The sequence below is a fragment of the Leisingera sp. ABM4_060 genome (genome assembly GCF_056158765.1).
Window position 1 is genome coordinate 1738742 of record NZ_JBSWTX010000001.1, and the last position, 18815, is coordinate 1757556.

Annotated in this window: 25 protein-coding genes and 1 tRNA gene; 10 read left to right on the plus strand and 16 right to left on the minus strand. The window is 64.1% G+C overall.

Annotated elements, in window-relative coordinates:
- Nucleotides 1-12: 12 nt before the first annotated feature.
- Entirely contained in the window at nucleotides 13-153 is a 141-nt protein-coding gene (locus tag ACXAEH_RS08585) for a hypothetical protein (protein ID WP_475032042.1), read from the plus strand.
- A gap of 142 nt (nucleotides 154-295) precedes the next feature.
- Here ACXAEH_RS08585 and ACXAEH_RS08590 read toward each other — a convergent pair whose 3' ends face one another.
- The gene (locus ACXAEH_RS08590) at nucleotides 296-535 is read right to left on the minus strand and encodes an Lrp/AsnC family transcriptional regulator (RefSeq protein ID WP_039134640.1); all 240 of its coding nucleotides are present in this window, start codon (nucleotides 533-535) and stop codon (nucleotides 296-298) included.
- A gap of 173 nt (nucleotides 536-708) precedes the next feature.
- Here ACXAEH_RS08590 and hisB point away from each other — a divergent pair, with 173 nt between their 5' ends.
- Nucleotides 709-1296: an imidazoleglycerol-phosphate dehydratase HisB gene (gene hisB / locus ACXAEH_RS08595; RefSeq protein ID WP_039134642.1), complete on the plus strand. Its 588-nt coding sequence runs from the start codon at nucleotides 709-711 to the stop codon at nucleotides 1294-1296.
- A 2-nt stretch (nucleotides 1297-1298) separates the two neighbouring features.
- Nucleotides 1299-1937, plus strand: coding sequence for an imidazole glycerol phosphate synthase subunit HisH (gene hisH / locus ACXAEH_RS08600; RefSeq protein ID WP_475032043.1), 639 nt, complete (start codon nucleotides 1299-1301; stop codon nucleotides 1935-1937).
- Between the two features lie 69 nt (nucleotides 1938-2006).
- Here the strand turns inward: hisH and ACXAEH_RS08605 are convergent, their stop codons facing one another.
- Nucleotides 2007-2738 carry a helix-turn-helix transcriptional regulator gene (locus tag ACXAEH_RS08605; protein WP_475032044.1) on the minus strand — a complete coding sequence of 244 codons (732 nt, stop codon included), beginning with the start codon at nucleotides 2736-2738 and terminating at the stop codon, nucleotides 2007-2009.
- 103 nt (nucleotides 2739-2841) lie between these two features.
- Between ACXAEH_RS08605 and ACXAEH_RS08610 the strand changes: the two genes are divergently transcribed.
- Both ACXAEH_RS08610 and ACXAEH_RS08615 read left to right on the plus strand, forming a co-directional pair.
- The gene (locus ACXAEH_RS08610; protein WP_475032045.1) at nucleotides 2842-3378 is read left to right on the plus strand and encodes a peroxiredoxin-like family protein; all 537 of its coding nucleotides are present in this window, start codon (nucleotides 2842-2844) and stop codon (nucleotides 3376-3378) included.
- 100 nt (nucleotides 3379-3478) lie between these two features.
- Nucleotides 3479-3730, plus strand: coding sequence for a WGR domain-containing protein (locus ACXAEH_RS08615; protein ID WP_475035547.1), 252 nt, complete (start codon nucleotides 3479-3481; stop codon nucleotides 3728-3730).
- A gap of 2 nt (nucleotides 3731-3732) precedes the next feature.
- On the opposite strand, the gene ACXAEH_RS08620 is transcribed toward ACXAEH_RS08615, so the two are convergent.
- Nucleotides 3733-4131, minus strand: coding sequence for a DUF2147 domain-containing protein (locus tag ACXAEH_RS08620; RefSeq protein ID WP_475032046.1), 399 nt, complete (start codon nucleotides 4129-4131; stop codon nucleotides 3733-3735).
- Between the two features lie 147 nt (nucleotides 4132-4278).
- Here ACXAEH_RS08620 and hisA point away from each other — a divergent pair, with 147 nt between their 5' ends.
- A complete protein-coding gene (gene hisA, locus ACXAEH_RS08625; protein ID WP_475032047.1) occupies nucleotides 4279-5001 on the plus strand; it encodes a 1-(5-phosphoribosyl)-5-[(5-phosphoribosylamino)methylideneamino]imidazole-4-carboxamide isomerase in 723 nt (240 codons plus the stop codon).
- A gap of 85 nt (nucleotides 5002-5086) precedes the next feature.
- Here the strand turns inward: hisA and ACXAEH_RS08630 are convergent, their stop codons facing one another.
- Nucleotides 5087-5494 (minus strand): DUF302 domain-containing protein, encoded by a 408-nt coding sequence (locus ACXAEH_RS08630; protein ID WP_475032048.1) that lies wholly within the window; start codon nucleotides 5492-5494, stop codon nucleotides 5087-5089.
- 286 nt (nucleotides 5495-5780) lie between these two features.
- On the opposite strand from ACXAEH_RS08630, the gene ACXAEH_RS08635 reads away from it, so the two are divergent.
- Nucleotides 5781-6176, plus strand: coding sequence for a hypothetical protein (locus tag ACXAEH_RS08635; protein ID WP_475032049.1), 396 nt, complete (start codon nucleotides 5781-5783; stop codon nucleotides 6174-6176).
- Between the two features lie 10 nt (nucleotides 6177-6186).
- Here the strand turns inward: ACXAEH_RS08635 and ACXAEH_RS08640 are convergent, their stop codons facing one another.
- Nucleotides 6187-6585 (minus strand): hypothetical protein, encoded by a 399-nt coding sequence (locus tag ACXAEH_RS08640; protein WP_475032050.1) that lies wholly within the window; start codon nucleotides 6583-6585, stop codon nucleotides 6187-6189.
- Between the two features lie 148 nt (nucleotides 6586-6733).
- On the opposite strand from ACXAEH_RS08640, the gene hisF reads away from it, so the two are divergent.
- The gene (hisF, locus tag ACXAEH_RS08645; protein WP_475032051.1) at nucleotides 6734-7495 is read left to right on the plus strand and encodes an imidazole glycerol phosphate synthase subunit HisF; all 762 of its coding nucleotides are present in this window, start codon (nucleotides 6734-6736) and stop codon (nucleotides 7493-7495) included.
- Between the two features lie 11 nt (nucleotides 7496-7506).
- A complete protein-coding gene (locus ACXAEH_RS08650; protein WP_475032052.1) occupies nucleotides 7507-7824 on the plus strand; it encodes a phosphoribosyl-ATP diphosphatase in 318 nt (105 codons plus the stop codon).
- A 235-nt stretch (nucleotides 7825-8059) separates the two neighbouring features.
- On the opposite strand, the gene ACXAEH_RS08655 is transcribed toward ACXAEH_RS08650, so the two are convergent.
- The 3 genes from ACXAEH_RS08655 to rlmB form a co-directional block, all read right to left on the minus strand.
- The gene (locus ACXAEH_RS08655) at nucleotides 8060-8530 is read right to left on the minus strand and encodes a CoA-binding protein (protein ID WP_475032053.1); all 471 of its coding nucleotides are present in this window, start codon (nucleotides 8528-8530) and stop codon (nucleotides 8060-8062) included.
- A 218-nt stretch (nucleotides 8531-8748) separates the two neighbouring features.
- Nucleotides 8749-9198 (minus strand): YHS domain-containing (seleno)protein, encoded by a 450-nt coding sequence (locus ACXAEH_RS08660; protein WP_475032054.1) that lies wholly within the window; start codon nucleotides 9196-9198, stop codon nucleotides 8749-8751.
- A gap of 111 nt (nucleotides 9199-9309) precedes the next feature.
- Nucleotides 9310-10086, minus strand: coding sequence for a 23S rRNA (guanosine(2251)-2'-O)-methyltransferase RlmB (rlmB, locus tag ACXAEH_RS08665; protein ID WP_475032055.1), 777 nt, complete (start codon nucleotides 10084-10086; stop codon nucleotides 9310-9312).
- Nucleotides 10087-10206: 120 nt separating this feature from the next.
- Here rlmB and ACXAEH_RS08670 point away from each other — a divergent pair.
- A tRNA-Tyr gene (locus tag ACXAEH_RS08670) sits at nucleotides 10207-10290 on the plus strand.
- A 132-nt stretch (nucleotides 10291-10422) separates the two neighbouring features.
- On the opposite strand, the gene ACXAEH_RS08675 is transcribed toward ACXAEH_RS08670, so the two are convergent.
- The 8 genes from ACXAEH_RS08675 to ACXAEH_RS08710 all read right to left on the minus strand — a co-directional run bounded on the left by ACXAEH_RS08675 (nucleotide 10423) and on the right by ACXAEH_RS08710 (nucleotide 18812).
- Nucleotides 10423-10941, minus strand: coding sequence for a DUF2478 domain-containing protein (locus tag ACXAEH_RS08675; protein ID WP_475035549.1), 519 nt, complete (start codon nucleotides 10939-10941; stop codon nucleotides 10423-10425).
- A 62-nt stretch (nucleotides 10942-11003) separates the two neighbouring features.
- The gene (locus ACXAEH_RS08680) at nucleotides 11004-11666 is read right to left on the minus strand and encodes an NnrU family protein (protein ID WP_475032056.1); all 663 of its coding nucleotides are present in this window, start codon (nucleotides 11664-11666) and stop codon (nucleotides 11004-11006) included.
- A 123-nt stretch (nucleotides 11667-11789) separates the two neighbouring features.
- The gene (locus tag ACXAEH_RS08685) at nucleotides 11790-13826 is read right to left on the minus strand and encodes an ABC transporter permease (RefSeq protein ID WP_475032057.1); all 2037 of its coding nucleotides are present in this window, start codon (nucleotides 13824-13826) and stop codon (nucleotides 11790-11792) included.
- The gene (locus ACXAEH_RS08690) at nucleotides 13826-14878 is read right to left on the minus strand and encodes a quaternary amine ABC transporter ATP-binding protein (RefSeq protein ID WP_475032058.1); all 1053 of its coding nucleotides are present in this window, start codon (nucleotides 14876-14878) and stop codon (nucleotides 13826-13828) included. Before ACXAEH_RS08690 ends, ACXAEH_RS08685 begins: the two co-directional genes overlap by 1 nt.
- Before the next feature lie 10 nt (nucleotides 14879-14888).
- Nucleotides 14889-15854, minus strand: a complete 966-nt coding sequence (locus ACXAEH_RS08695; RefSeq protein ID WP_475032059.1) for an ABC transporter substrate-binding protein — start codon at nucleotides 15852-15854, stop codon at nucleotides 14889-14891.
- A 399-nt stretch (nucleotides 15855-16253) separates the two neighbouring features.
- Nucleotides 16254-17222: an ABC transporter substrate-binding protein gene (locus ACXAEH_RS08700; protein WP_475032060.1), complete on the minus strand. Its 969-nt coding sequence runs from the start codon at nucleotides 17220-17222 to the stop codon at nucleotides 16254-16256.
- A 184-nt stretch (nucleotides 17223-17406) separates the two neighbouring features.
- Nucleotides 17407-18195, minus strand: a complete 789-nt coding sequence (bioC, locus tag ACXAEH_RS08705) for a malonyl-ACP O-methyltransferase BioC (RefSeq protein ID WP_475032062.1) — start codon at nucleotides 18193-18195, stop codon at nucleotides 17407-17409.
- Nucleotides 18195-18812, minus strand: coding sequence for a pimeloyl-ACP methyl esterase BioG family protein (locus ACXAEH_RS08710; RefSeq protein ID WP_475032063.1), 618 nt, complete (start codon nucleotides 18810-18812; stop codon nucleotides 18195-18197). The genes bioC and ACXAEH_RS08710 overlap by 1 nt, the downstream gene beginning before the upstream one ends.
- Nucleotides 18813-18815 lie beyond the last annotated feature (3 nt).

The window sequence follows — 18815 nt, forward strand, 5'->3', positions numbered from 1 at the left end:
ATTGCAAGCAGGATGGCAGATTTTTCTGAAATTCCGGCCAAAATCCGCTACACTGGGCGCAGTTTGTTTCAGACCGAGATTTTCACAATGACGCGCCGTTCCGGCATTGCCGGCTCTTCCGCAAGACACACCGCCGCCAGGTTCTGCTTTTGAACCTGTGAAGGCTTTGCAGCGAATCTCTCCCTGCTGAAACGCTGACCGTGCGCCTGTTCCGGTCATGAGTTCCGATGGGGACCGGGGACCCTCAAAGCCCCTCGCGGCATTTACCGCCGCGGGGGGCTTGGTTTTTGGTCCTTCAGAAGACCTTGAAAGTCATCGTGGTCAGCGAGCGTTCGATGCCATCAATCGGCAAGAGCTGCTCGTTGATGTATTTGCCGACATCTTCGCCGGTGGGGATGTAGAGCTTCATCAGCAGGTCGAAATTGCCGCTGGTCGAGTAAAGTTCGGAGTGGATCTCGCGCAGGGCAATCTCTTCGGCCACCTTGTAGGTGGTGCCGGGCTTGCAGCGGATCTGGACAAAGACGCAGGTGGACATGGGTGCCCCTTGTGGCTGAATGGGAATTTGCACCCAAGCTCGCACGCGCTGCCGCGGGGCGCAAAGTCCGGGATTGCTGCAACAGATTGCCGCCATTGCACAATGGCGCACTTGAGCCGCGCCCCCTGCCCGCCCTATAAGCGCCACGCAGCATGACGAAGGACAGACCGCAGATGCGTACAGCCAGCGTAACCCGCAAAACCGCGGAAACCGATATCTCGGTCGAGATCAACCTCGACGGCACCGGGGTTTACGACAACCAGACCGGCGTCGGCTTTTTCGACCACATGCTGGACCAGCTGGCGCGCCATTCGCTGATCGACATGACCATCCGCGCCAAGGGCGACTACCACATCGACGACCACCACACGGTGGAGGATACCGGCATCGCACTGGGTCAGGCGCTGGTGCAGGCGCTGGGGGACAAGAAGGGCATCCGCCGCTATGGCGAGTGCCACCTGCCGATGGATGACGCGCAGGTGCGCTGCGCGCTGGACCTGTCGGCGCGCCCCTTCCTGATCTGGAATGTGGAACTGCCCACCCAGAAGATCGGCGCCTTCGACACCGAGCTGGTGCGGGAGTTCTTTCAGGCCCTCAGCACCCATGGCGGCATCACCCTGCATATCGATCAGCTGCATGGGTTCAACAGCCACCATATTGCCGAGGCGGCCTTCAAGGCGGTGGCGCGTGCGCTGCGGCTGGCGGTGGAAACCGACCCCCGCAAGGCAGATGCAATTCCCTCGACCAAAGGGGCGCTGTGAGCATGCTGACCGCCATCATCGACTATGAATCCGGCAATCTGCACTCCGCCGAAAAAGCTTTTCAGCGCATGGCGCGGGAGATGGATGCGGGTGAGGTTGTGGTGACCTCTGACGCGGATGTGGTGGCGCGGGCCGACCGGCTGGTGCTGCCCGGCGACGGCGCCTTTCCGGCCTGCGCGACAGAGCTGCGCGGCCACAAGGGCATCTATGACGCCATGGCCGAGGCGGTGGAGCAGAAGGGCCGCCCCTTCCTGGGCATCTGCGTCGGCATGCAACTGATGGCCACGGCGGGCCATGAATATGAAGAGACCCCGGGCCTGGGGTGGGTCGGCGGCGATGTGGTGAAGATCACCCCGGCGGATGCGTCGCTGAAGGTGCCGCATATGGGCTGGAATGATCTGGTGATCGAGGCGGAGCACCCGGTGTTTGACGGCATCAGCACCGGCGACCATGTGTATTTCGTGCATTCCTACCATTTCCGCGCCGCCAACCCGGCAGAGCGGCTGGCGCATGTGGATTATGCCGGCGACGTCACTGCGGTGATCGGCCGGGACACCATGGTCGGCATGCAGTTCCACCCGGAGAAAAGCCAGGCCACCGGGCTGCGGATGATCGGCAACTTCCTGACCTGGAAGCCGTGATTGCACGGCGCTGACGCGCCGTTGCCTTCGGCTTTGAGTATTTAAGCAAAGAAGAAGCCTGGGGCGTGCCTAGGCTGCGGCGGTCCGCAGGGACACCGGAGCAACGCCATAGGCCTTGCGGAAAGCGCGGGTGAAGCCTTCAGGGGAACCATAGGCATAGCGGCGCGCCACCGCCTCCACCCGGTCGCCGCGCAGCAAATCCTGATGCGCCAGGATCAGCCGCCAGCGGCGCAGGTAGCCCATCGGGGTTTCGCCCACTTGCGCAGCAAAGAGTTCGGCAAAACGCGACAGCGAGAGCCCCGCCGCCTGCGCCAGGTCGGCATTGGTCCACAGCCTGCCCGGATGGTCATGCATTGCCACGATGGCGCGGCTGAGGCGCGGGTCGGCAAGGCCCGCCAGCAGCCCGGGTTCCGTCGTGCCCTTCTGGATCTGGTTGCGCAGGAGGCGCACCATCAGCACCTCGCCCAGCCGGTTGATCACCGATTGCGCGCCGCAATGTTTGCCCTCCGCTTCCTCCTGCATCAGCCGCACCAGCCCCTGCGCCTCAGCATTGCCGGAGACTTCGTAATCCACAACTGCGGGCAGCGCCGCCAGGAACGGGTTGCTTTGCCCCGACCATTCTACCCGCGCCGCCCACAAAACGGCCCCGGATGCCGGCCGGGGCGGCAGCCCGCGGGTGCAATAGAGGATCCGGACCGGCTCTCCTGCGGCGTCTGCAAGGGCGATCAAATTGGCCTCTCCGGGCCCGGCAGCCTGCACGGCGAGCTGAAAGCGGTCCATCAAAGTTGTGAGGCGATCCATGGTTTCGGTGTTTCCATCAGATTTTTCGGATTTATGAGACAGTAAACTGCGCAATACCTCTAGGCAAGCACCACCATTCACCCCACTCTTATGGAGCACCCCCATGCTGATCCCCCGCCAGAAAACACCGGACCTGACACTGCCGACCCTGAACCACGGCCGGTTCGACCTGTCGTCGGAACAGACGGAGCGCGGGACTGTGGTCTGTTTCTACCGCGGCCTGCACTGCCCGCTCTGCGCCACCTACCTGAAAGAGTTCGAAAAGAAAGTCGCAGCCTTTGCCGAGCGCGGCGTCAATTGCATCGCCATCAGCTCGGACGGCGAGGAGCGCACCCGCGCCATGGCGGAAAAAATCGAGGCCAAGGACCTGCGGTTCGGCTATGATCTGCCGCTCACCGTGGCCAAGGAATGGGGGCTTTATATCTCCACCTCGCGCGGCAAAACCTCGATCGGCATCGAAGAGCCCGCGCTGTTCTCCGAGCCGGGGCTGTTCCTGGTAACGCCGGAGCAGACGCTCTATTACGGTGCGGTGCAGACCATGCCGTTTGTGCGCCCGCATTTTGCCGAGCTGGTGGCGGCGCTGGACTTTGCCATTCCCAACAACTACCCGGCGCGCGGCGAATACACCGGCGACGTGTAACACCGCCGCCAGCCGGTAAAACCGGCTGCGTCCGGCGATGGACAAGTGGTCCGCTTCCATGCATATGGGGCGGACCTTTTCGCGCCCCGGGGTCCCCCATTTGCACATCCGCTTCGAGAAATACGACCACGCCGAAGGCAAGCACCGCTATTGCCTGCTGAGCCTGACCCCGACGCTGTTCGGGGATTGGTGCGTGGAACGGTCGACCGGACCGCTGAACGCCCCGGGGGGCGTGCAGAAGCGCAGCTATTTCGCCGCCCATGGCGAGGCAGTGGCGATCTTTGAGCGCTTCCGGGACCGGCAGCTGAAACGCGGCTATGCGCCGATCCCGGTGCAGCTGGGGCTGTTCTAAGCCTATTTGACCCGCGACCAGGTCTGACCGCGGCAGATCAGCCCGCCCGCGACGCAGCCCTTCACCGTCAGCGCATTGCCGCTGAGGGACATTTTCGACGCATAGGTCTTGCCGGAATCCGGCGCCCAGATCTTGCCGCCGGAATAGCTGCCGCCGCCCGCGCTGGCCATGTCCCAGATCATCCGCTTGCCCTTGTGCGCATAGCCTGCCTGTTCGGCACCGCCGGCGCTGTAGGCGGCCTGAATAATACCGCAAAGATTTGCGCCGCAGGGGCTGAGCGCCACATGCAGATAGCCGCCGGTATTGCCGGCTTCGGTTTGCCACAGGCCAGCCGCCGGGTCCGCAGCCGCGGCGCCCGCGACCCCCAGCGCAACAGCCGCGCCCGCCATCAGGTGTTTCATTCCGCTTCCTCCCTGTTTTTCAGGCAGCCTGTCCCTGATGCGCGCCTTGAGGCAAGGTTGACTTCGGGTCGCGTTGCAATCTGCCCCCGCGTTGTGCAAAAGACCTTGCGAAACACCGCCTGCTTGATTTCACGAAGGACCGCCCGGATGATCCTCTACCCCGCGATTGACCTCAAAGACGGCCAGGCCGTGCGCCTGCTGCATGGCGAGATGGACAAGACCACCGTGTTCAACGACAACCCCGCCGCCCAGGCGCTGGAGTTTGTCGAAGCGGGATGCGAGTGGCTGCATCTGGTCGACCTCAATGGCGCCTTTGCCGGCGAGCCGGTCAATGCCGCGCCGGTCGAGGAGATTCTGAAACAGACCAAGGTGCCCGCGCAGCTGGGCGGCGGCATCCGCGACATGGCCACCATCGCGCGCTGGATCGACAAGGGGCTGGCGCGGGTGATCCTTGGCACCGTGGCGGTCGAAAACCCGGACCTGGTGCGCGAAGCGGCAAAAGAATTCCCTGGCAAGGTGGCCGTCGGCATTGATGCGCGCAACGGCAAGGTCGCGACCAAAGGCTGGGCCGAGGAAACCGATGTCATGGTCACCGACCTCGCCAAGAGCTTTGAGGACGCAGGCGTCGCCGCCATCATCTACACCGACATCCTGCGCGACGGTGCGATGAAAGGCCCGAATGTCGAGGCCACCGCGGAGCTGGCCAATGCGGTCAGCATCCCTGTGATCGCCTCCGGCGGCGTCTCCTCGCTGGACGATCTCACGGCGCTGAAATCTTGCGGCGCAACCCTTAACGGCGCCATTTCCGGCCGCGCGCTCTATGACGGCGCCATCGACCTGGCCGAGGCGCTGGCCACTCTCAAAGCCTAGGCTTCTTTCTGGTCAAAATACTCCGGGGGTGAATGGGCCAAAGGCCCAGAGGGGGCAGCGCCCCCTGCCCCTCACCGCAAAGCGCTTACCTTGCTGCCGCCGCGGTCAGCTTGCCCAGGGCGCCTTGCATCTTGGCGAGGAACCCGGCGTCTGCCGGCACCTCCAGGCCCGAGAGCATCTCTGCCGGATCCTCGTAAGTCAGCCAGACCTGGCCATCGGCATCCTCGTAAGCCAGCACCTTGAGCGGCAAATAGAGGCCAGCGCGCGGGTCCGCCTGCATCGCCGGGGTGCCCAGCTTGGGGTTGCCAAAGATCAACAGCTGCGAACCGCCCAGTTCCAATTCAACCTTCTGCGCGCCGGCGGCATGGTCAACCCGGGCAAAGACGGTGGCACCGGCCCCTTCTACAGCAGCTTGCAGCGCGTCCATGGTCTCAGCGACCGGTTTCTGACTGGGGACCTTGATCAGCTCGGCGGCGGCGGGCAATGCGGACATGAGGGCGATGGCTCCTGCGAAAAGAAAGGTTGGTTTCATCTCGAAAACTCCAAATCGTCAGACTATGGGGTGAAATCAAGCCAGCCGGGCGCTGCGATCAAGTCACGTTTCCGGCATCGGCGGGAGTTTGCGGGGCCGGTGTCCTTTGCGCCCCTTGCGCAGTGCAGGAACAACTTGCCTGCGCATATCAGCACTCGAGGGCCGGGAACGCCTGTCTTGCGCGTTCTGCCAGCAGGCTTATGTTTCAAGACGCTTAGTTGACGCTGAATTTGGAGAACGTTTGCTGATGGACTTGATGCTGACCGCGCATTTCATCCTTGCAACTCTGCCTATGCTTTTCTGCTTCCTCTTTGCATTGCACGACACGGCGTTCAGATTGCCAAGCCAAACAGTGCTCCCGCCATTTGCCAACCGCTGGACCGGCTACGGCGGATCCTGGATCCTCCTTCTTCTGATCCTCTATTGCTGTTCCTGGATCATCTATACGTTCGGGGGCTGCACCGGAGGACTGAAACACGGGCCTTACTGCTCCCTGATCTCCAATCGCATAGGCAACTACGCATTTTTTCTGATGTTCTTCGGATTTATCTATCTTGTCACCGCAGTGCTGCCAGCGATTGTGCTCTTTGCCGGAACGGATTTTGCCTACCGGCGGCGCAGAAAAAATTTTAGCGCGAGCTGAGCCTCAGCCTCTACTCCGCCGCTGCGGGCTGCACGATCTGCCAGACATTCGGCAGCTTGGTGTCCCCGTGATAGGGCTGGATTGTCACCGCATCGATGCGTTCCAGCCGCCAGCACCCCGCGCGGCTACCCCAGTTCTCGCACCACAGATCGTGCCGGATAGACCAATGCGAGACATATTCCCGCGCCCCGAACCGCCCATGGCCGGTACCGGAACGCCCGCCGGCGTCGTAGGTCTGCACCCAGCGGGTCTGAAAGTCTTCATTTGAAATGCCGGTCAGCGTCGCACCGGGGATGGTGGCCAGCAGCGCCTCCGCGTCCATCATTTCACCGGCAGCACCCGGCGCCGCGGCCAGGGCGGCCCCGCACAACACGGCTGGGAACAGGCGGAAACCGGCGGTACAGGACATGGCAAACACTCCATTCTTCACGAAAATCCCCTCGCAGCGTACCATGGCTGCTGCATTGAGCCAAAACGCCCATGGGCCGCCATATCTGTTGCGCTTTTCATGCGGTTTGCGTACCCACAGGGCCAAGCAGCTTGAAAGGCAGAGCAGCATGCTGAAGACCCGTATCATCCCCTGTCTCGACGTCGCCGACGGCCGCGTGGTCAAGGGTGTCAACTTTGTCGGCCTGCGCGATGCCGGCGATCCGGTGGAATGCGCCAAAGCCTATGACGCTGCGGGTGCGGATGAGATCTGCTTTCTGGACATTCACGCGACCCATGAAAACCGGGGCACAATGTTCGACATGGTGCAGCGCACGGCTGAACAGTGCTTTGTGCCGCTGACCGTGGGCGGCGGGGTACGGACCAAGGACGACGTGCGGGCACTCTTGCTGGCAGGCGCTGACAAGGTCTCGTTCAACTCGGCCGCGGTGGCCAACCCGGATGTGATTGCCGAAGCGGCAGACCAGTTCGGCAGCCAGTGCATCGTCTGCGCCATTGACGCCAAGACAGTGGCGCCGGGCCGCTGGGAGATCTTCACCCATGGCGGCCGCAAGCCCACCGGCATCGACGCGGTCGAATTCGCACGGACTGTGACAGCCAAGGGCGCGGGCGAGATCCTGCTCACCTCGATGGACCGGGACGGCACCAAATCGGGCTTCAACCTCCCGCTGACCCGGGCGATTTCCGATGCGGTGGACGTGCCGGTGATTGCGTCGGGCGGCGTCGGCACCCTGGACCACCTGGTAGAGGGTGTGACTAAGGGCGGCGCCTCGGCGGTGCTGGCGGCCTCGATCTTCCACTTCGGCGAATACACCGTGCAGGAGGCCAAAGAACACATGGCCGCCGCCGGCATCCCGATGCGGCTGAACTGAGGAGGCCTGCGATGAGCCTGCTGCACGATCTTGAAAGCACCATCCTGGCCCGCAAAGGCGCCGACCCGGACACCAGCTGGACCGCCAAGCTGCTGGCCAAGGGACCGGAAAAATGCGCCGAGAAATTTGGCGAGGAAGCCATCGAGGCGATCATCGAGGCGGTGAAGGATGACAAGGCAGGGCTCGCCTCCGAAGGCGCCGATGTGCTTTATCATTTCCTGGTGATGCTGGCCTCCCGCGATGTTGCGCTGGACGACGTGCTGCAGGTGCTGGCTGAACGCCAGGGCCTCAGCGGCATTGCCGAGAAAGCCAGCCGCCCCGAGGTCTGACTCCAAGCCCGCACCCAGAACCGCGGGTCAAGGGAGGCGCCGCCTCCGCGCCTCAGCGCGGCTTGCCCTTGACGCGCTCTCAATATTACAGTTGGCCAGGCCCTGACGGGCAGACTTGCCCGTCAGGGCTTCTCAGCAAGTTCTTTTGCGCCGCGCAGCGGCGCCCGGCCCAACCGCGCAGGACGCCCTTCAGGGCGTCAGCAGCGGGCGGGAGCGCCCCGAACAGCCACGGGCGTCACAGTTTCGAGGAAATGATCCCGGTGGCAAAGCCGCCCATGCGCAGTTCTCCAAACAGGCGCTGATATTCGATCTTGGGGCAGCGGTTCTGGATCACCGTGATACCGTGCGCCTCGGCCTTGGCGGCGGCATCGGCGTGCTCCACCCCGATCTGCATCCAGATGGTCTGCAGCTTGGGGAAGGCTTCCAGCGCTTCCTCCACGATCGGCGGCACCGCCTCGGAACGGCGAAAGATATCGACCATGTCCACCGGCGCATCGATTTCCGTCAGACTGGCACGCACCCTTTCGCCAAACAGCATCTTGCCGGCATGGCCCGGGTTCACCGGGATCACCCGGTAGCCTTTGAGGCCCAGATAGCGCGCCACGTAATAGCTGGGGCGCACCGAATTCATTGAGACGCCCACCACAGCCACCACCTTGGTGCGCTGCAGCACGGCTTTCAGATGCTCGTCACTGTAATCAGTCATGCTGCGCACCCTAGCCCCGGCAACTGCCGCAGCAAAGCCGGATTCGGCTCAGGGCATCGGGTCCCGCAAATAAAAATGCGCCCGGACGAACCGGGCGCAAGGTATGGAACGAGGGACAGTGAAAAAGATCTGCGGTGGTTCCACTCCGCAGTCTGTATTGAATATGGGCCACAGTCAGAAAAATAAAAGCCCCCCTCTCGATTTTGTGAGGTGACGCGCTATTTCCTGAGAATCACCGGCCAATGCGTGCGCCCGTCCGCAATCATCTGCACGGTATCGGCCTGCCACAGGCGGTGCACCCGGCGGTTGTTCATCAAAAACAGCTCACCGTCCACGATCGCCCAGATCTGCGGGTTTCCGTCATGCAGCTGGCCTTGCGACATCGCATAGGCGCAATAGCCGCCAAAGGCCGGTGCATAGGCACGGGGGTTGGCCTCGAACCGGGCCTGGTTCCGGGCGGAGGCAAACCGCCAGACAACGCCCTTCCACATCACCGCATGGGTGCGGCGCCCCTGTTCGGCCACGCCATCCACAAAAAAGGCCACGGGATCAAAGCCGCCGATTGCAACGCCGCCGCGGGAGGAGAACACAGCCGTCTCCGCCCGTGCCAAGCCCGGCAGGGACAGGAACATCACCGCAGCAGCCGTCAGCACCAGGCGCAGGATCACAGGTTTCTCCGTTCTTTTCTTACAGCAGCCCGCCGACTTTGCCCGACCCCCGCTGCCTTGCAAAGGGAACATACGCAGATGTGATCAGCCTGTGACGGCGGGCTGACCGGTTCAGCGGGCGATGGAGGCGTAAAGCGCAATGGCCGCGGCATTGGAGACATTGAGCGAGCCAAATCCGCCTGCCGCATCGATCTTGACCAGCTTGTCGGCGGTTTCCTTGGTCTTCTGGCGCAGGCCCGGGCCTTCGGCGCCCAGCACCAGTGCCACCGGAAGATGCTTCTTGCCCTCCAGCGCCGTCTCGATGGTCTCTTCCGCCTCGCCGTCCAGCGCCAGCACGATGAAGCCCATCTGCTGCAGTTCGGTGATGGTGTCGGCTAGGTTGCGCATCCGCAGGTAAGGCTGGCGTTCCAGCGCACCACTGGCGGTTTTGGCCAGCGCACCGGTTTCAGGCGCCGAGTGGTGACGGGTGCCGATCACCGCGCTGGCGCCCAGCACTTCGGCCGAGCGCAGGATGGCACCGACGTTATGCGGGTCGGTCACCCGGTCCAAAAGCAGCACCCGCGGTGCCTCGGCACCGATGCAGTTCTCTGCCAGCCCGCCCCAGTTCAGCGGCTTCACCTCCAGCGCCGCGCCCTGATGCACCGACTGGGGGTCGATTGGCGGATTGAACTTGCGGGGGTCAATGACTTCGGCCTCGACACCCGAGGCCTCGATGGCATCGGCCAGCTTGGCTTGCGCATTCAGGGTCACCATCAGGCGCAGTTTTTCCCGCTTCGGATTGAGCAGCGCATCGCGCACCGCATGCAGCCCGAACAGCCAGACGGTTTCGGCTGCGGCGGCCCGTTTGGCCTGTTCTTTTTCAACGACCCATTTGGGTTTCCTGGTCATTTTGCTCTCCGGCAGAAAGAATTTGCGGACTGTCTGAAAAACTTGCGATTTTGCTGTTGACGCCCGTTTGGCCTGCTAGTAATCACGCCCCCACGTCAGGTGCAACACGCAACTGACAGTGGGCGACAGGCCGCAAGGTGTGGCAGGGGACTGTAACTCCCTCGCGGAGACGCACGCCTGGTTCGATTCCAGGGTCGCCCACCATTTTCTCTCTTTTGCAGATAGACAATGGTGGTTCAGCAGCAAGGCTGAATAGGCCGCGCGCTGTTCAGCACCGCAAAAAGCCCGCGTGAACTTTGCGGGCCTTTCTTTTGTTTTCTAAAGACTATCTCCTGTTCAGGCAGTCTCGGCCACGGCCTGTTCCGCCCAGGCGGCAAGCGCATCCAGATCCGGGCCAGCGGCCACGGCCATACCGTCAGCGAAAGCCTGGAACGGCTCCACATTCATCTTGTTGACGCCCGAAATCACCGGGATGCCCAGGGCCAGCGCCTCGCCGATGATGGGGCGCATACCGCGCCCGTCGGCCTCGTGCTTGCCGAATTTGTTGACGATCAGCAGCTGCGGCGCCGGGTCCGATTGAAGCGATGCAGAGACCTGCCCCACGGCCTGTTCCAGCGCCTCGGGGTTCAGGCGGCAGCCGCGCGCACCGGCGCCCAGGGACTGCGAAATGCGGATGGTTTCTCCTGCGGGCAGCACCCGCACATCCATGTCGCAAAGCTCCTTGTCGTAGCATTCCACATTGGTCTGCACGATGCCGGCCAGGCGGATGCCCTTGGCCTGCAATTTTTCGGCCAGCTCGCTCAGCAGACGGTCGGTGGCGCCGCGTTCTTCGGTCATCACATAGGCCAGGTGCATCGGTTTGTCTCTCCAGTCTCGTGTCGGTTCATAGGTGGTCATGCGGCGGCCGGGGTCAACCCCTACCAGGGCAGCGGGCGGTAGCCGATAATGGGCGCGTGCAGAGCCAAGAGCGCCAGGAACACCGCCGCGGCCAATACCGCTTCGCTGACGGAGGGGCGCAGGCGGGCCAGGTTCAAACGGGCGGTGTTGCGGCTGAGGCGGGTCCATTCCGCCTGCCCCAGCTGCCGCTGCTTGCGGGTGTCGATGATCTTCATGCCCATCACCGCAAAACCCGCAAACAGGCCGAACAGGATCACATGGGCCAGGTCGCCATTGGCCAGCAGATGGGCCCCGGCCCAGAGCGCCATCGCCGCCAGCAGCGGGTGGCGGCTGACGGCCAGGATGCCGGGGTCCGCCGGATCAAAGGCGCGCAGGCCCAACCCGCCGAAGCTGAGCGGGTTCCGCCGCATCATGCCCGCGACCGCCAGCAGGCAGGCCAGCGGCATCAGCAGCAACGGCGTCCAGCGGAGGATCTCCCAATAGGGCAATATGCCGACAAAGGGCGCCCGCTCCGCCGCCACGATCAGCCAGGCCAGGATAGCCAGCGACAGGACGCTGTAGCCGATGATGTAGCCGCGCAGGCCCAGCCAGGCGACCAGCCAGGGCCGCACCGGCGGGCGCACAGGGATCGCATGGCTGGCCAGGAACAACAAAAGTGCAGAGGTGAATTCGAGCCAGCCCATGGGCGTCTCTCCAGTCGTAGATCAGTCTTGGTTGCAGCTATATGCGGACGGGCAGTGTAGAACGTTGCCCCAGATCAAAAAAGGGCGCCGCTGGGGCGCCCCTTTTCGTGGTTTCGGGGGCGGTTAAAGCCCCAGCGCCTTGCGCCGCTCCTCGGCAAAGCCCTGCACCATGCGGTCGGCGATCAAGGCAAGGATCGCCATCGCCGCACCGGCCGAGATGCCCAGCCCCACATCTGCCTGCCCCAGCGCCAGGTAGATCGACTGGCCCAGGCCGGTGGTGCCGATCAGCGCCGCAATCACCAGCATCGCAAAGGCATAGAGGATGGTCTGGTTGAGCCCCAGGAGAATCGACGGCGCCGCATAAGGCGCGCGGATGTCCTTGAGCATCTGCCACTTGGTGGCGCCGGAGGCGGTCGCAGCCTCGATCATCTCGTCAGGGGTCGAGACCAGCCCATGCCGGGTGTAGCGGATCATCGGCACGATGGCATAGGCGATGATCGCCAGGAAGGCCGAGAACTCGCCGATCTGGAACACCATCAGGACCGGGATCAGGAACACGAACAGCGGGATTGTCTGCAGCATGTCGCAGACCGGCCGCACCAGGCGCCAGACCCCGGGCGAAACCGCCGAAGCCAGCCCCACGGCACCGCCCATCACCGCGCAGGCAAACACCGCAGCACCGGAGAGGTAAAGCGACAGAAGCGCCCGCTCCCAGAGGCCGGAGAGCAGGATGGTGCCGAGCAGGATCACCGTCAGGACCGCCAGATTGCGCCCGCCTGCAACCCAGGCCAGGGCCCCCGCGCCCACCAGCACAAAGGGCCACGGAAGCTGCGAAACACCGGTTTCCAGAATACCTGCCGCGATCAGCAGCATCACGCCCAGCGCTAGCCGGCCGCGCAGTGCAAAGACCGCTCCGGCCGCGGCGCCTGCCGCGAACAGCCAAAGGCTCATCGCCGGTGTCCAGGCAAAGCCCCAGGTGAAGGGCAGCACCGCCTGGTCGAGGCCAATGCGGATCGGCAGCAGCACGTAGAACAGCACATTGTTCTTGAGCGCGGTGAGCGCGTCCGCATTGGCGGTCGTGAAGGCCGAAAGCCCGGCGTCGACGCGGTCCGCCACCGGATTGAACAGCGCATAGGTGCCGGGCTGCTGGACCTGGCTCCAGAAGGCTGCGCTGACGGCTGCGCCCAGCGCCAGGATGCCCCAGGCGACGCGCGGGTCATGCTTGTCGCGGCGATCCTGAGTCAGAGTGCCGCTCATCCGGTCGATCAGGATCGCAAAGATCACGATCACCGACCCCGCCAGCAGGCTTTGGCCGAATTGCGCCTTGCGCATGGTGAGGAGGACTTCCCAGCCGATGTCGTCAAAGCCGCCGATCACCGCCGCGATGATCACCATCGACAGCGCTGCCATCAGGCACTGGTTAACGCCCACCATGATCTGCTGCCCGGCCGAGGGGATCTCGCATTGGAACAACTGCTGCAGGCGTGTGCCGCCGGCCATTATGGCAGCTTCCTTGATTTCGGGTTCGACCCGTTCGAGGCCCAGCAGCACGTTGCGCGCCATCGGAGGCGCGGCGTAGATGGCCGAGGCAATGAGACCCACCACCGGGCCAAAGCCGAACAGCACCAGCAACGGCGTGAGATAAGCAAAAGTCGGCACTGTCTGCATGATGTCCAGCACCGCCTGCACCGGCTGGCGGATGCGGGGGTATTCATTGGCAAGGATACCGATGCCGCCGCCGATGATCAGCGCCAAGGGAACCGAGACGGCGACCAGCGCCAGGGTGTTCATGCTTTCGGGCCAGTAGCCCGACGCCAGCACAAAGCCGAGGCCCACCACCGCCATCAGTGCCATACGCACCCCGCCCAGGATCCAGGCCAGCGCCGTGGTGGCGCAGATGACCAGCGGCCAGGGGGTGCTGCTCAGCACATAGTTGGCGGCTTCCATCGGGTAGAACATCAGCGCCGAGAAGCTGCGGGCGGCGGGCTTGATCAACGCCAGGAACCACTCCAGCCCTGCCCCCACCCAATCGGTTGCGGGCAGCACCCAGGCAGCAGGAAACTTGACCAGCCACGGCACGCTGTTTTCCAGAAGAAGACACAAGGCGCCTGCCGCCGCTGCAATCAGCGCCGCGACGGCGCCTTTTGACAGTCCCGCCATCAGCCCTGCTCCACCTGCAAAGCGGCGGCCAGATCTGCCGGGTTTACCACCCCCACCAATTTTCCCTCCGGCGTGCGCACCGGCACCGGCTCATAAAGCTCCATGCAGCGTGCGAGGGCGGCATCCAGCGTCATGTCTTCGCGCAAGCCCGGATCGTCGGCGCCGTAGACATGGTGCTCACCCGCCTGCATCACCGAAGCAACGCGGGCGTGCTGACCCTTGGCCACGTCCTTGGAGAACTCGCGCACGTAGTCGTTGACCGGGTGCAGCACGATGTCGGCGGGGGTGCCGACCTGCACCACCTGGCCGTCGCGCATGATGGCGATGCGGTCGGCCAGCTTCAGCGCTTCGTTGATGTCATGGGTGATGAAGACGATGGTGGTCTTGAGCTTCGCCTGGATCTCCAGGAACTCATCCTGCAGCTGCCGCCGGATCAGCGGATCGAGCGCTGAGAAGGGCTCATCCAGGAACCAGACCGAGCAATCCGCCACCAGCGAACGGGCGATGCCGACCCGCTGGCGCTGGCCGCCCGACAGCTCGCGCGGGTAGTTGGTTTCGCGGCCGCCAAGACCCACCAGCTTGATCACCTCCTGCGCCTTGGCCAGCCGCTGTTTCTTCTTCACCCCTTGCACCCGCAGCGGATAGGCCACGTTTTCGGCCACGGTCATATGCGGGAACAGGCCAAAGTGCTGAAACACCATGCCCAGCTTCTTGCGGCGCAGTTCGATCAGCCGCTTGGGGCTGGCCTCGACGATGTTCTCGCCGTCGATGCGGATCTCGCCGCCAGTGGCGTGCAGCAGATGCGAGATGCAGCGGATCAGGGTGGACTTGCCGGAGCCCGACAGGCCCATGATTACAAACAGCTCTCCCTCCTTCACCTCGAAGGAGACATTCTGCACCGCCGGGATCAGCCCCTTGCGGCGCAGCTCGCCGGCCGCGTTATGCGGCGAAGTATGTTGTGCCAGCGCCTCTTTCAAAGCGCTGTCTGCATTGTTGCCAAACACCTGCCAGACATTCCGGCAGGTGATGGCAGGCGTCTCAGAGCCCGTCACTGCGTGCAGCTCACTTGATGGCGGCGTCGACAACCGGGCGCCACTTGGCCTCGTTTGCGGCCATCCACTCGGCGACCACTTCCTCGACCTTGCCGCCGTCCACGTCGACCGCGCCCATCATCGGCTGCTGGTCTTCCACGGCCAGGGTGTAGTTGGACAGGATCTCAAAGGCCGCGGGCCAGGTTTCCGCGGTGCCGGACCAGGCGGCCTTGAAGATGCGCGAGGGCGAGAAGTCGCAGTCGTTCACCGCATTGGGGTTCGGGCCCCAGGCCGGATCACTGAAACAGGCGTCCTCACCGGCCGGCAGGTCGACAAACTGCACATCATAGGCCGACATCGCCCAATGCGGCTGCCAGAAGGTGATCAGCAGCGGTGTCTTGCGCTCCGTCGCGGCGCGCAGCTCGACGATCAGCGCCGCCTCGGAGCCTGCGGGCACGGCCTTGAACGGCAGCTCGAGGCCCGTCATGCGATCCGCACCCGGGGTGCCCCAATCGGCCGGATAGTCGACCAGGCGGCCGTTCGGCAGCGTTTCTGCGGTGGCAAACTGCATGGCGCAGTCCTTCAGCGCCTCCCAGGCCGGCAGGCCGGGGCAGATCTCGGCCACATGGGCCGGATAGGCAATGCCTTCGCGGGCGTTCAGTTCGAGATCGCCGAGTTCAACCACGGTGCCCTCTTCCACCTTCTTGGCGTATTCGTCGGACACGTTGGAGGACCAGATTTCCAGCGTCGCATGGATGTCGCCATCGGCGATGGCCTGGAACTGGTTCATCATGCCGGCCGAGACATATTCCACGTCATAACCCGCGGCCTTCAGCATCTCGCCCGCGATATGGGTGGTCACATGCTGGCCGGTCCATTCGTTCACCGCCAGCTTGATCGGCTTGCTGGTGTCGCCCAGCTCAGCCGCCGAGGCGATCCCTGCAGCAACCGTCATCGTGGCGGCGCCCAGCGCCAGCGCATATCCCTTGAAGTTCATCGCAATTCTCCCTGTCATTATCATTTGCGCCGCACGCCCTGATGGGGCTGGCGCGTCTTTTGGAACCCGGCGGTTCATGGCACTTGCCTGGCCCTGCGGCCGGTCTTGTTCTTGTCAGCTGGTGCCCATGAGCCAAGTGTGGCCGGGGACAATGCAAGTATTGGAACATATTGCGGCACTTTGTCGAGGAAATGCGGCGCAAATGGCGAAATATTTTGATTGACGGTTCAAGTTTTTGTCCAAACAGACAAGTTCCGGAATCACCCGACCCTGCCCGGGCCGCCGGGCTGTCCGCAGATTAGCCCTGAACCTGAGCCGCGCTCAAGACGCTGCCTGACGCAGAAAAGCGCTCCCGCTCTGGCGGAAGCGCTGTTGTTCACACCGGTGGCGGCGGCCGGATCAGGAGCGGCCCTTGCCAGCAGCTTCCTCGACCACCGGCACCCACTTGGCGCGGTTCACCGCCAGCCAGCCGCGGGCAGCGCCCTGCACGGTCTCGCCGCGGACGTCCACAAGGCCGATCAGCGGCTGCTGGTCCCAGATGCTCAGCTCGTAGTTCTTGAGGATTTCATGCGCCGCAGGCCAGCGCTCCTTGAAGCCGGTCCAGCTCGCTTTGACCACGCCTCCGCGATAGAAATCGCAGTCGCCTGTGGCTTTGGGGTTCGGCCCCCAGGAGGGATCCGTGTAGCAGGCGGGTTCCGGCTTGGGCAGGCGCACGAACTGCAGCGCATAAGAGGACATCGCCCAATGCGGCGCCCAGAAGGTGGAGATCACCGGGCGCCTTTCCTTGTAGGCCTTCTGGAATTCTTCGATCATCGCGGCTTCGGAGTTTGCTGCGACCACATCAAAAGGCAGATCCAGCGCCCGGATCCGGTCGGCGCCCGGCGAACCCCAGGATTCCGGGTAGGCAAGATAGATGCCCCGCTTGCCCTTGCCATCCTCGGAGAAAATGCCGGCGCAGTTGCGCAGCGCAGTCCAATCCGGCAGGCCCGGGCACATCTGCGCCACATAGGGTGGAAACACCACGCCGTTACGCGCATCCAGCCCCAGGTCGCCCAGCTCTTCGACCCGGCCTTCGTCGCGGACGGCGAAGTAATCCGCAGGGTTGCTGGTGGTCCAGATCTCCACCATTGCATGCACTTCGCCTGAGGCGATCTGCTCATACATGGTGCCCTGGTCGGCCTCTACATATTCGACGGTATAGCCGGCCTCTTCCAGCATGCCGCCCGCGATATAGGTCGACAGCTGCTGGCCGGTCCAATTGTTCAGGGACAGCCGGATCGGAGTGCCGGTGTCCCCCAAGTCAGCGGCTTCAACGGCTCCCGAAACCGCCAGCGCTGCCAGCGCTGCCGCAAACGCTTTGATTGTCATGGCGTCACTCCCGTACTGCCAGTATTTCCATATGCCGCGCGCAAAGGGCGCAGCCCCGTGACCGGGATAGCAGCAGGGGGTTTATAAAGATTAACGGCAGCGCGGGACGGCGGGGCAAACGGATGGAAAAAAACTTAAAACTCTCCCCATGCGCGCAATGCGCACGTGAGATGCCGCCTTCTGCTCATCCCGCCTTGCGGGCGATCAAAAGCACCGGATCATAGGTCAGCGGCAGCTTGCCACCGCGGCCGAACTGCCTGCGGTAGGCTGTCTCGAATTCCTGCAGGCGGCGGCGGCTCCAGTTCTGCCGGGCCTGGCCGTTGACCCCGGTCTGACGCAGATGCTTCAGCAAAGCCAGCGCGCCCTCGAACTCCAACTCTACCGGCTGCTGTTCGATTGCAAGAAGCTCCAGCCCCTCCGGCAGCACCGCGGGCCATTCCTCCGCATCCAGATAGGCCGGCGCTGCCGCCCCGGAGCCAAGCGCCGCCAGTTCGCGGAACTGGCCGCGGCCAAAGCCAGAAAGCGCCAGCCAGCCGCCGGGCTTCAGATGCGCCGCCAGCCGCGCCAGCAGCGCAGGCAGGCCGGTGATCCACTGCACGGTAGAGGCAGAGGCGATCAGGTCCAGCTCTTGCGGCAGCATCAGGGATTCGACCGGCCCGGCCTCGAACCGGGCCCTTGCGGGTGGCTGCGGCAGATCCTTCAGGATCAGCGTCGCCTCTGGCACCAGGTCATTCAGCAGCAGGCTGTCCGCAGCGAACCGCTGCAGCAGCTGACGGGTCAGATGGCCGGTGCCGCAGCCGAACTCCAGCGCCGCCCCGAACTGCCCGGGCGCACCCTGCTCCTGCAGCATCTGCGCCAGCCGCGCGGCAATCCCTGCCTGCACCGAGGCATTGCGGTGGTAGCTCTCCAGCCCGCGGCGGAAGCTTTGGCGGATGCGGCCCTGATCCGGGTCCTGAGGCAGCACATCTTTCATCAGAACAGTGCCTCCCAGTCATTGAAGCGGTCAAAAGGCGCATGCGGAGCGTCTATGGTGGTGACATTCTGCCCGGCCCAGGCGCGCGCCAGGTTGGCGGGCGGGAAGATCTTGTCGCCGGAGCTCAGCCAGACCCGGCCGAACCGCATCTGCGGCGCATCGCCCCGCCGCTCCACGGCCAGCAGCTCGGCCCGGCGCGCCTCCACATCCAGCGCCGCCGCCTCCTGCGGCGCACCAAAGGCACGGGCCAGGAAACTCTGGTAGCTCTCGAGGCTCAGGGTTTCCACGGTGCGGCGGAACACGGCAGGCGGGATGCCCGCACCCCGGTTCACCGGCTGCAGGCTGCCGTTGACCGCCACCTTGCGCTGGAACGGATCCGGCCGCCCCTGCTGCCAATGGGCATAAGCGGCAACGCCAAAGGACCAGGCCAGCAGGCTGACCCGCCCGTAGCCTGACAGGTCCTCCGGCAGATCGGCGTCCAAATTGCTGTAACCGCTGGCAAACAGAATGTCCTGGGGGCCGCCCAGATGCCAGAACACCTCCGGCCCCACGGCCCAGCCGCCGAAGACCACGATGGCCTCGGCTGCCTGATCCTGTTTGAGCCAGCGGAATTCCATGGC

Coding starts and splice junctions, on each gene's coding strand:
- ACXAEH_RS08585 (WP_475032042.1), top strand. CDS start 13: ATGGCAGATTTTTCTGAAATTCCGGCCAAAATCCGCTACACTGGGCGC.
- ACXAEH_RS08655 (WP_475032053.1), bottom strand. CDS start 8,530: ATGACTGATTACAGTGACGAGCATCTGAAAGCCGTGCTGCAGCGCACC.
- ACXAEH_RS08640 (WP_475032050.1), bottom strand. CDS start 6,585: ATGTCCTGTACCGCCGGTTTCCGCCTGTTCCCAGCCGTGTTGTGCGGG.
- hisF (WP_475032051.1), top strand. CDS start 6,734: ATGCTGAAGACCCGTATCATCCCCTGTCTCGACGTCGCCGACGGCCGC.
- ACXAEH_RS08680 (WP_475032056.1), bottom strand. CDS start 11,666: ATGGGCTGGCTCGAATTCACCTCTGCACTTTTGTTGTTCCTGGCCAGC.
- rlmB (WP_475032055.1), bottom strand. CDS start 10,086: ATGACCAGGAAACCCAAATGGGTCGTTGAAAAAGAACAGGCCAAACGG.
- ACXAEH_RS08650 (WP_475032052.1), top strand. CDS start 7,507: ATGAGCCTGCTGCACGATCTTGAAAGCACCATCCTGGCCCGCAAAGGC.
- ACXAEH_RS08635 (WP_475032049.1), top strand. CDS start 5,781: ATGGACTTGATGCTGACCGCGCATTTCATCCTTGCAACTCTGCCTATG.
- ACXAEH_RS08620 (WP_475032046.1), bottom strand. CDS start 4,131: ATGAAACACCTGATGGCGGGCGCGGCTGTTGCGCTGGGGGTCGCGGGC.
- ACXAEH_RS08695 (WP_475032059.1), bottom strand. CDS start 15,854: ATGAACTTCAAGGGATATGCGCTGGCGCTGGGCGCCGCCACGATGACG.
- bioC (WP_475032062.1), bottom strand. CDS start 18,195: ATGAAAGATGTGCTGCCTCAGGACCCGGATCAGGGCCGCATCCGCCAA.
- ACXAEH_RS08700 (WP_475032060.1), bottom strand. CDS start 17,222: ATGACAATCAAAGCGTTTGCGGCAGCGCTGGCAGCGCTGGCGGTTTCG.
- ACXAEH_RS08685 (WP_475032057.1), bottom strand. CDS start 13,826: ATGGCGGGACTGTCAAAAGGCGCCGTCGCGGCGCTGATTGCAGCGGCG.
- ACXAEH_RS08630 (WP_475032048.1), bottom strand. CDS start 5,494: ATGTCCGCATTGCCCGCCGCCGCCGAGCTGATCAAGGTCCCCAGTCAG.
- hisB (WP_039134642.1), top strand. CDS start 709: ATGCGTACAGCCAGCGTAACCCGCAAAACCGCGGAAACCGATATCTCG.
- ACXAEH_RS08590 (WP_039134640.1), bottom strand. CDS start 535: ATGTCCACCTGCGTCTTTGTCCAGATCCGCTGCAAGCCCGGCACCACC.
- ACXAEH_RS08605 (WP_475032044.1), bottom strand. CDS start 2,738: ATGGATCGCCTCACAACTTTGATGGACCGCTTTCAGCTCGCCGTGCAG.
- hisH (WP_475032043.1), top strand. CDS start 1,299: ATGCTGACCGCCATCATCGACTATGAATCCGGCAATCTGCACTCCGCC.
- ACXAEH_RS08610 (WP_475032045.1), top strand. CDS start 2,842: ATGCTGATCCCCCGCCAGAAAACACCGGACCTGACACTGCCGACCCTG.
- ACXAEH_RS08710 (WP_475032063.1), bottom strand. CDS start 18,812: ATGGAATTCCGCTGGCTCAAACAGGATCAGGCAGCCGAGGCCATCGTG.
- hisA (WP_475032047.1), top strand. CDS start 4,279: ATGATCCTCTACCCCGCGATTGACCTCAAAGACGGCCAGGCCGTGCGC.
- ACXAEH_RS08675 (WP_475035549.1), bottom strand. CDS start 10,941: ATGCACCTGGCCTATGTGATGACCGAAGAACGCGGCGCCACCGACCGT.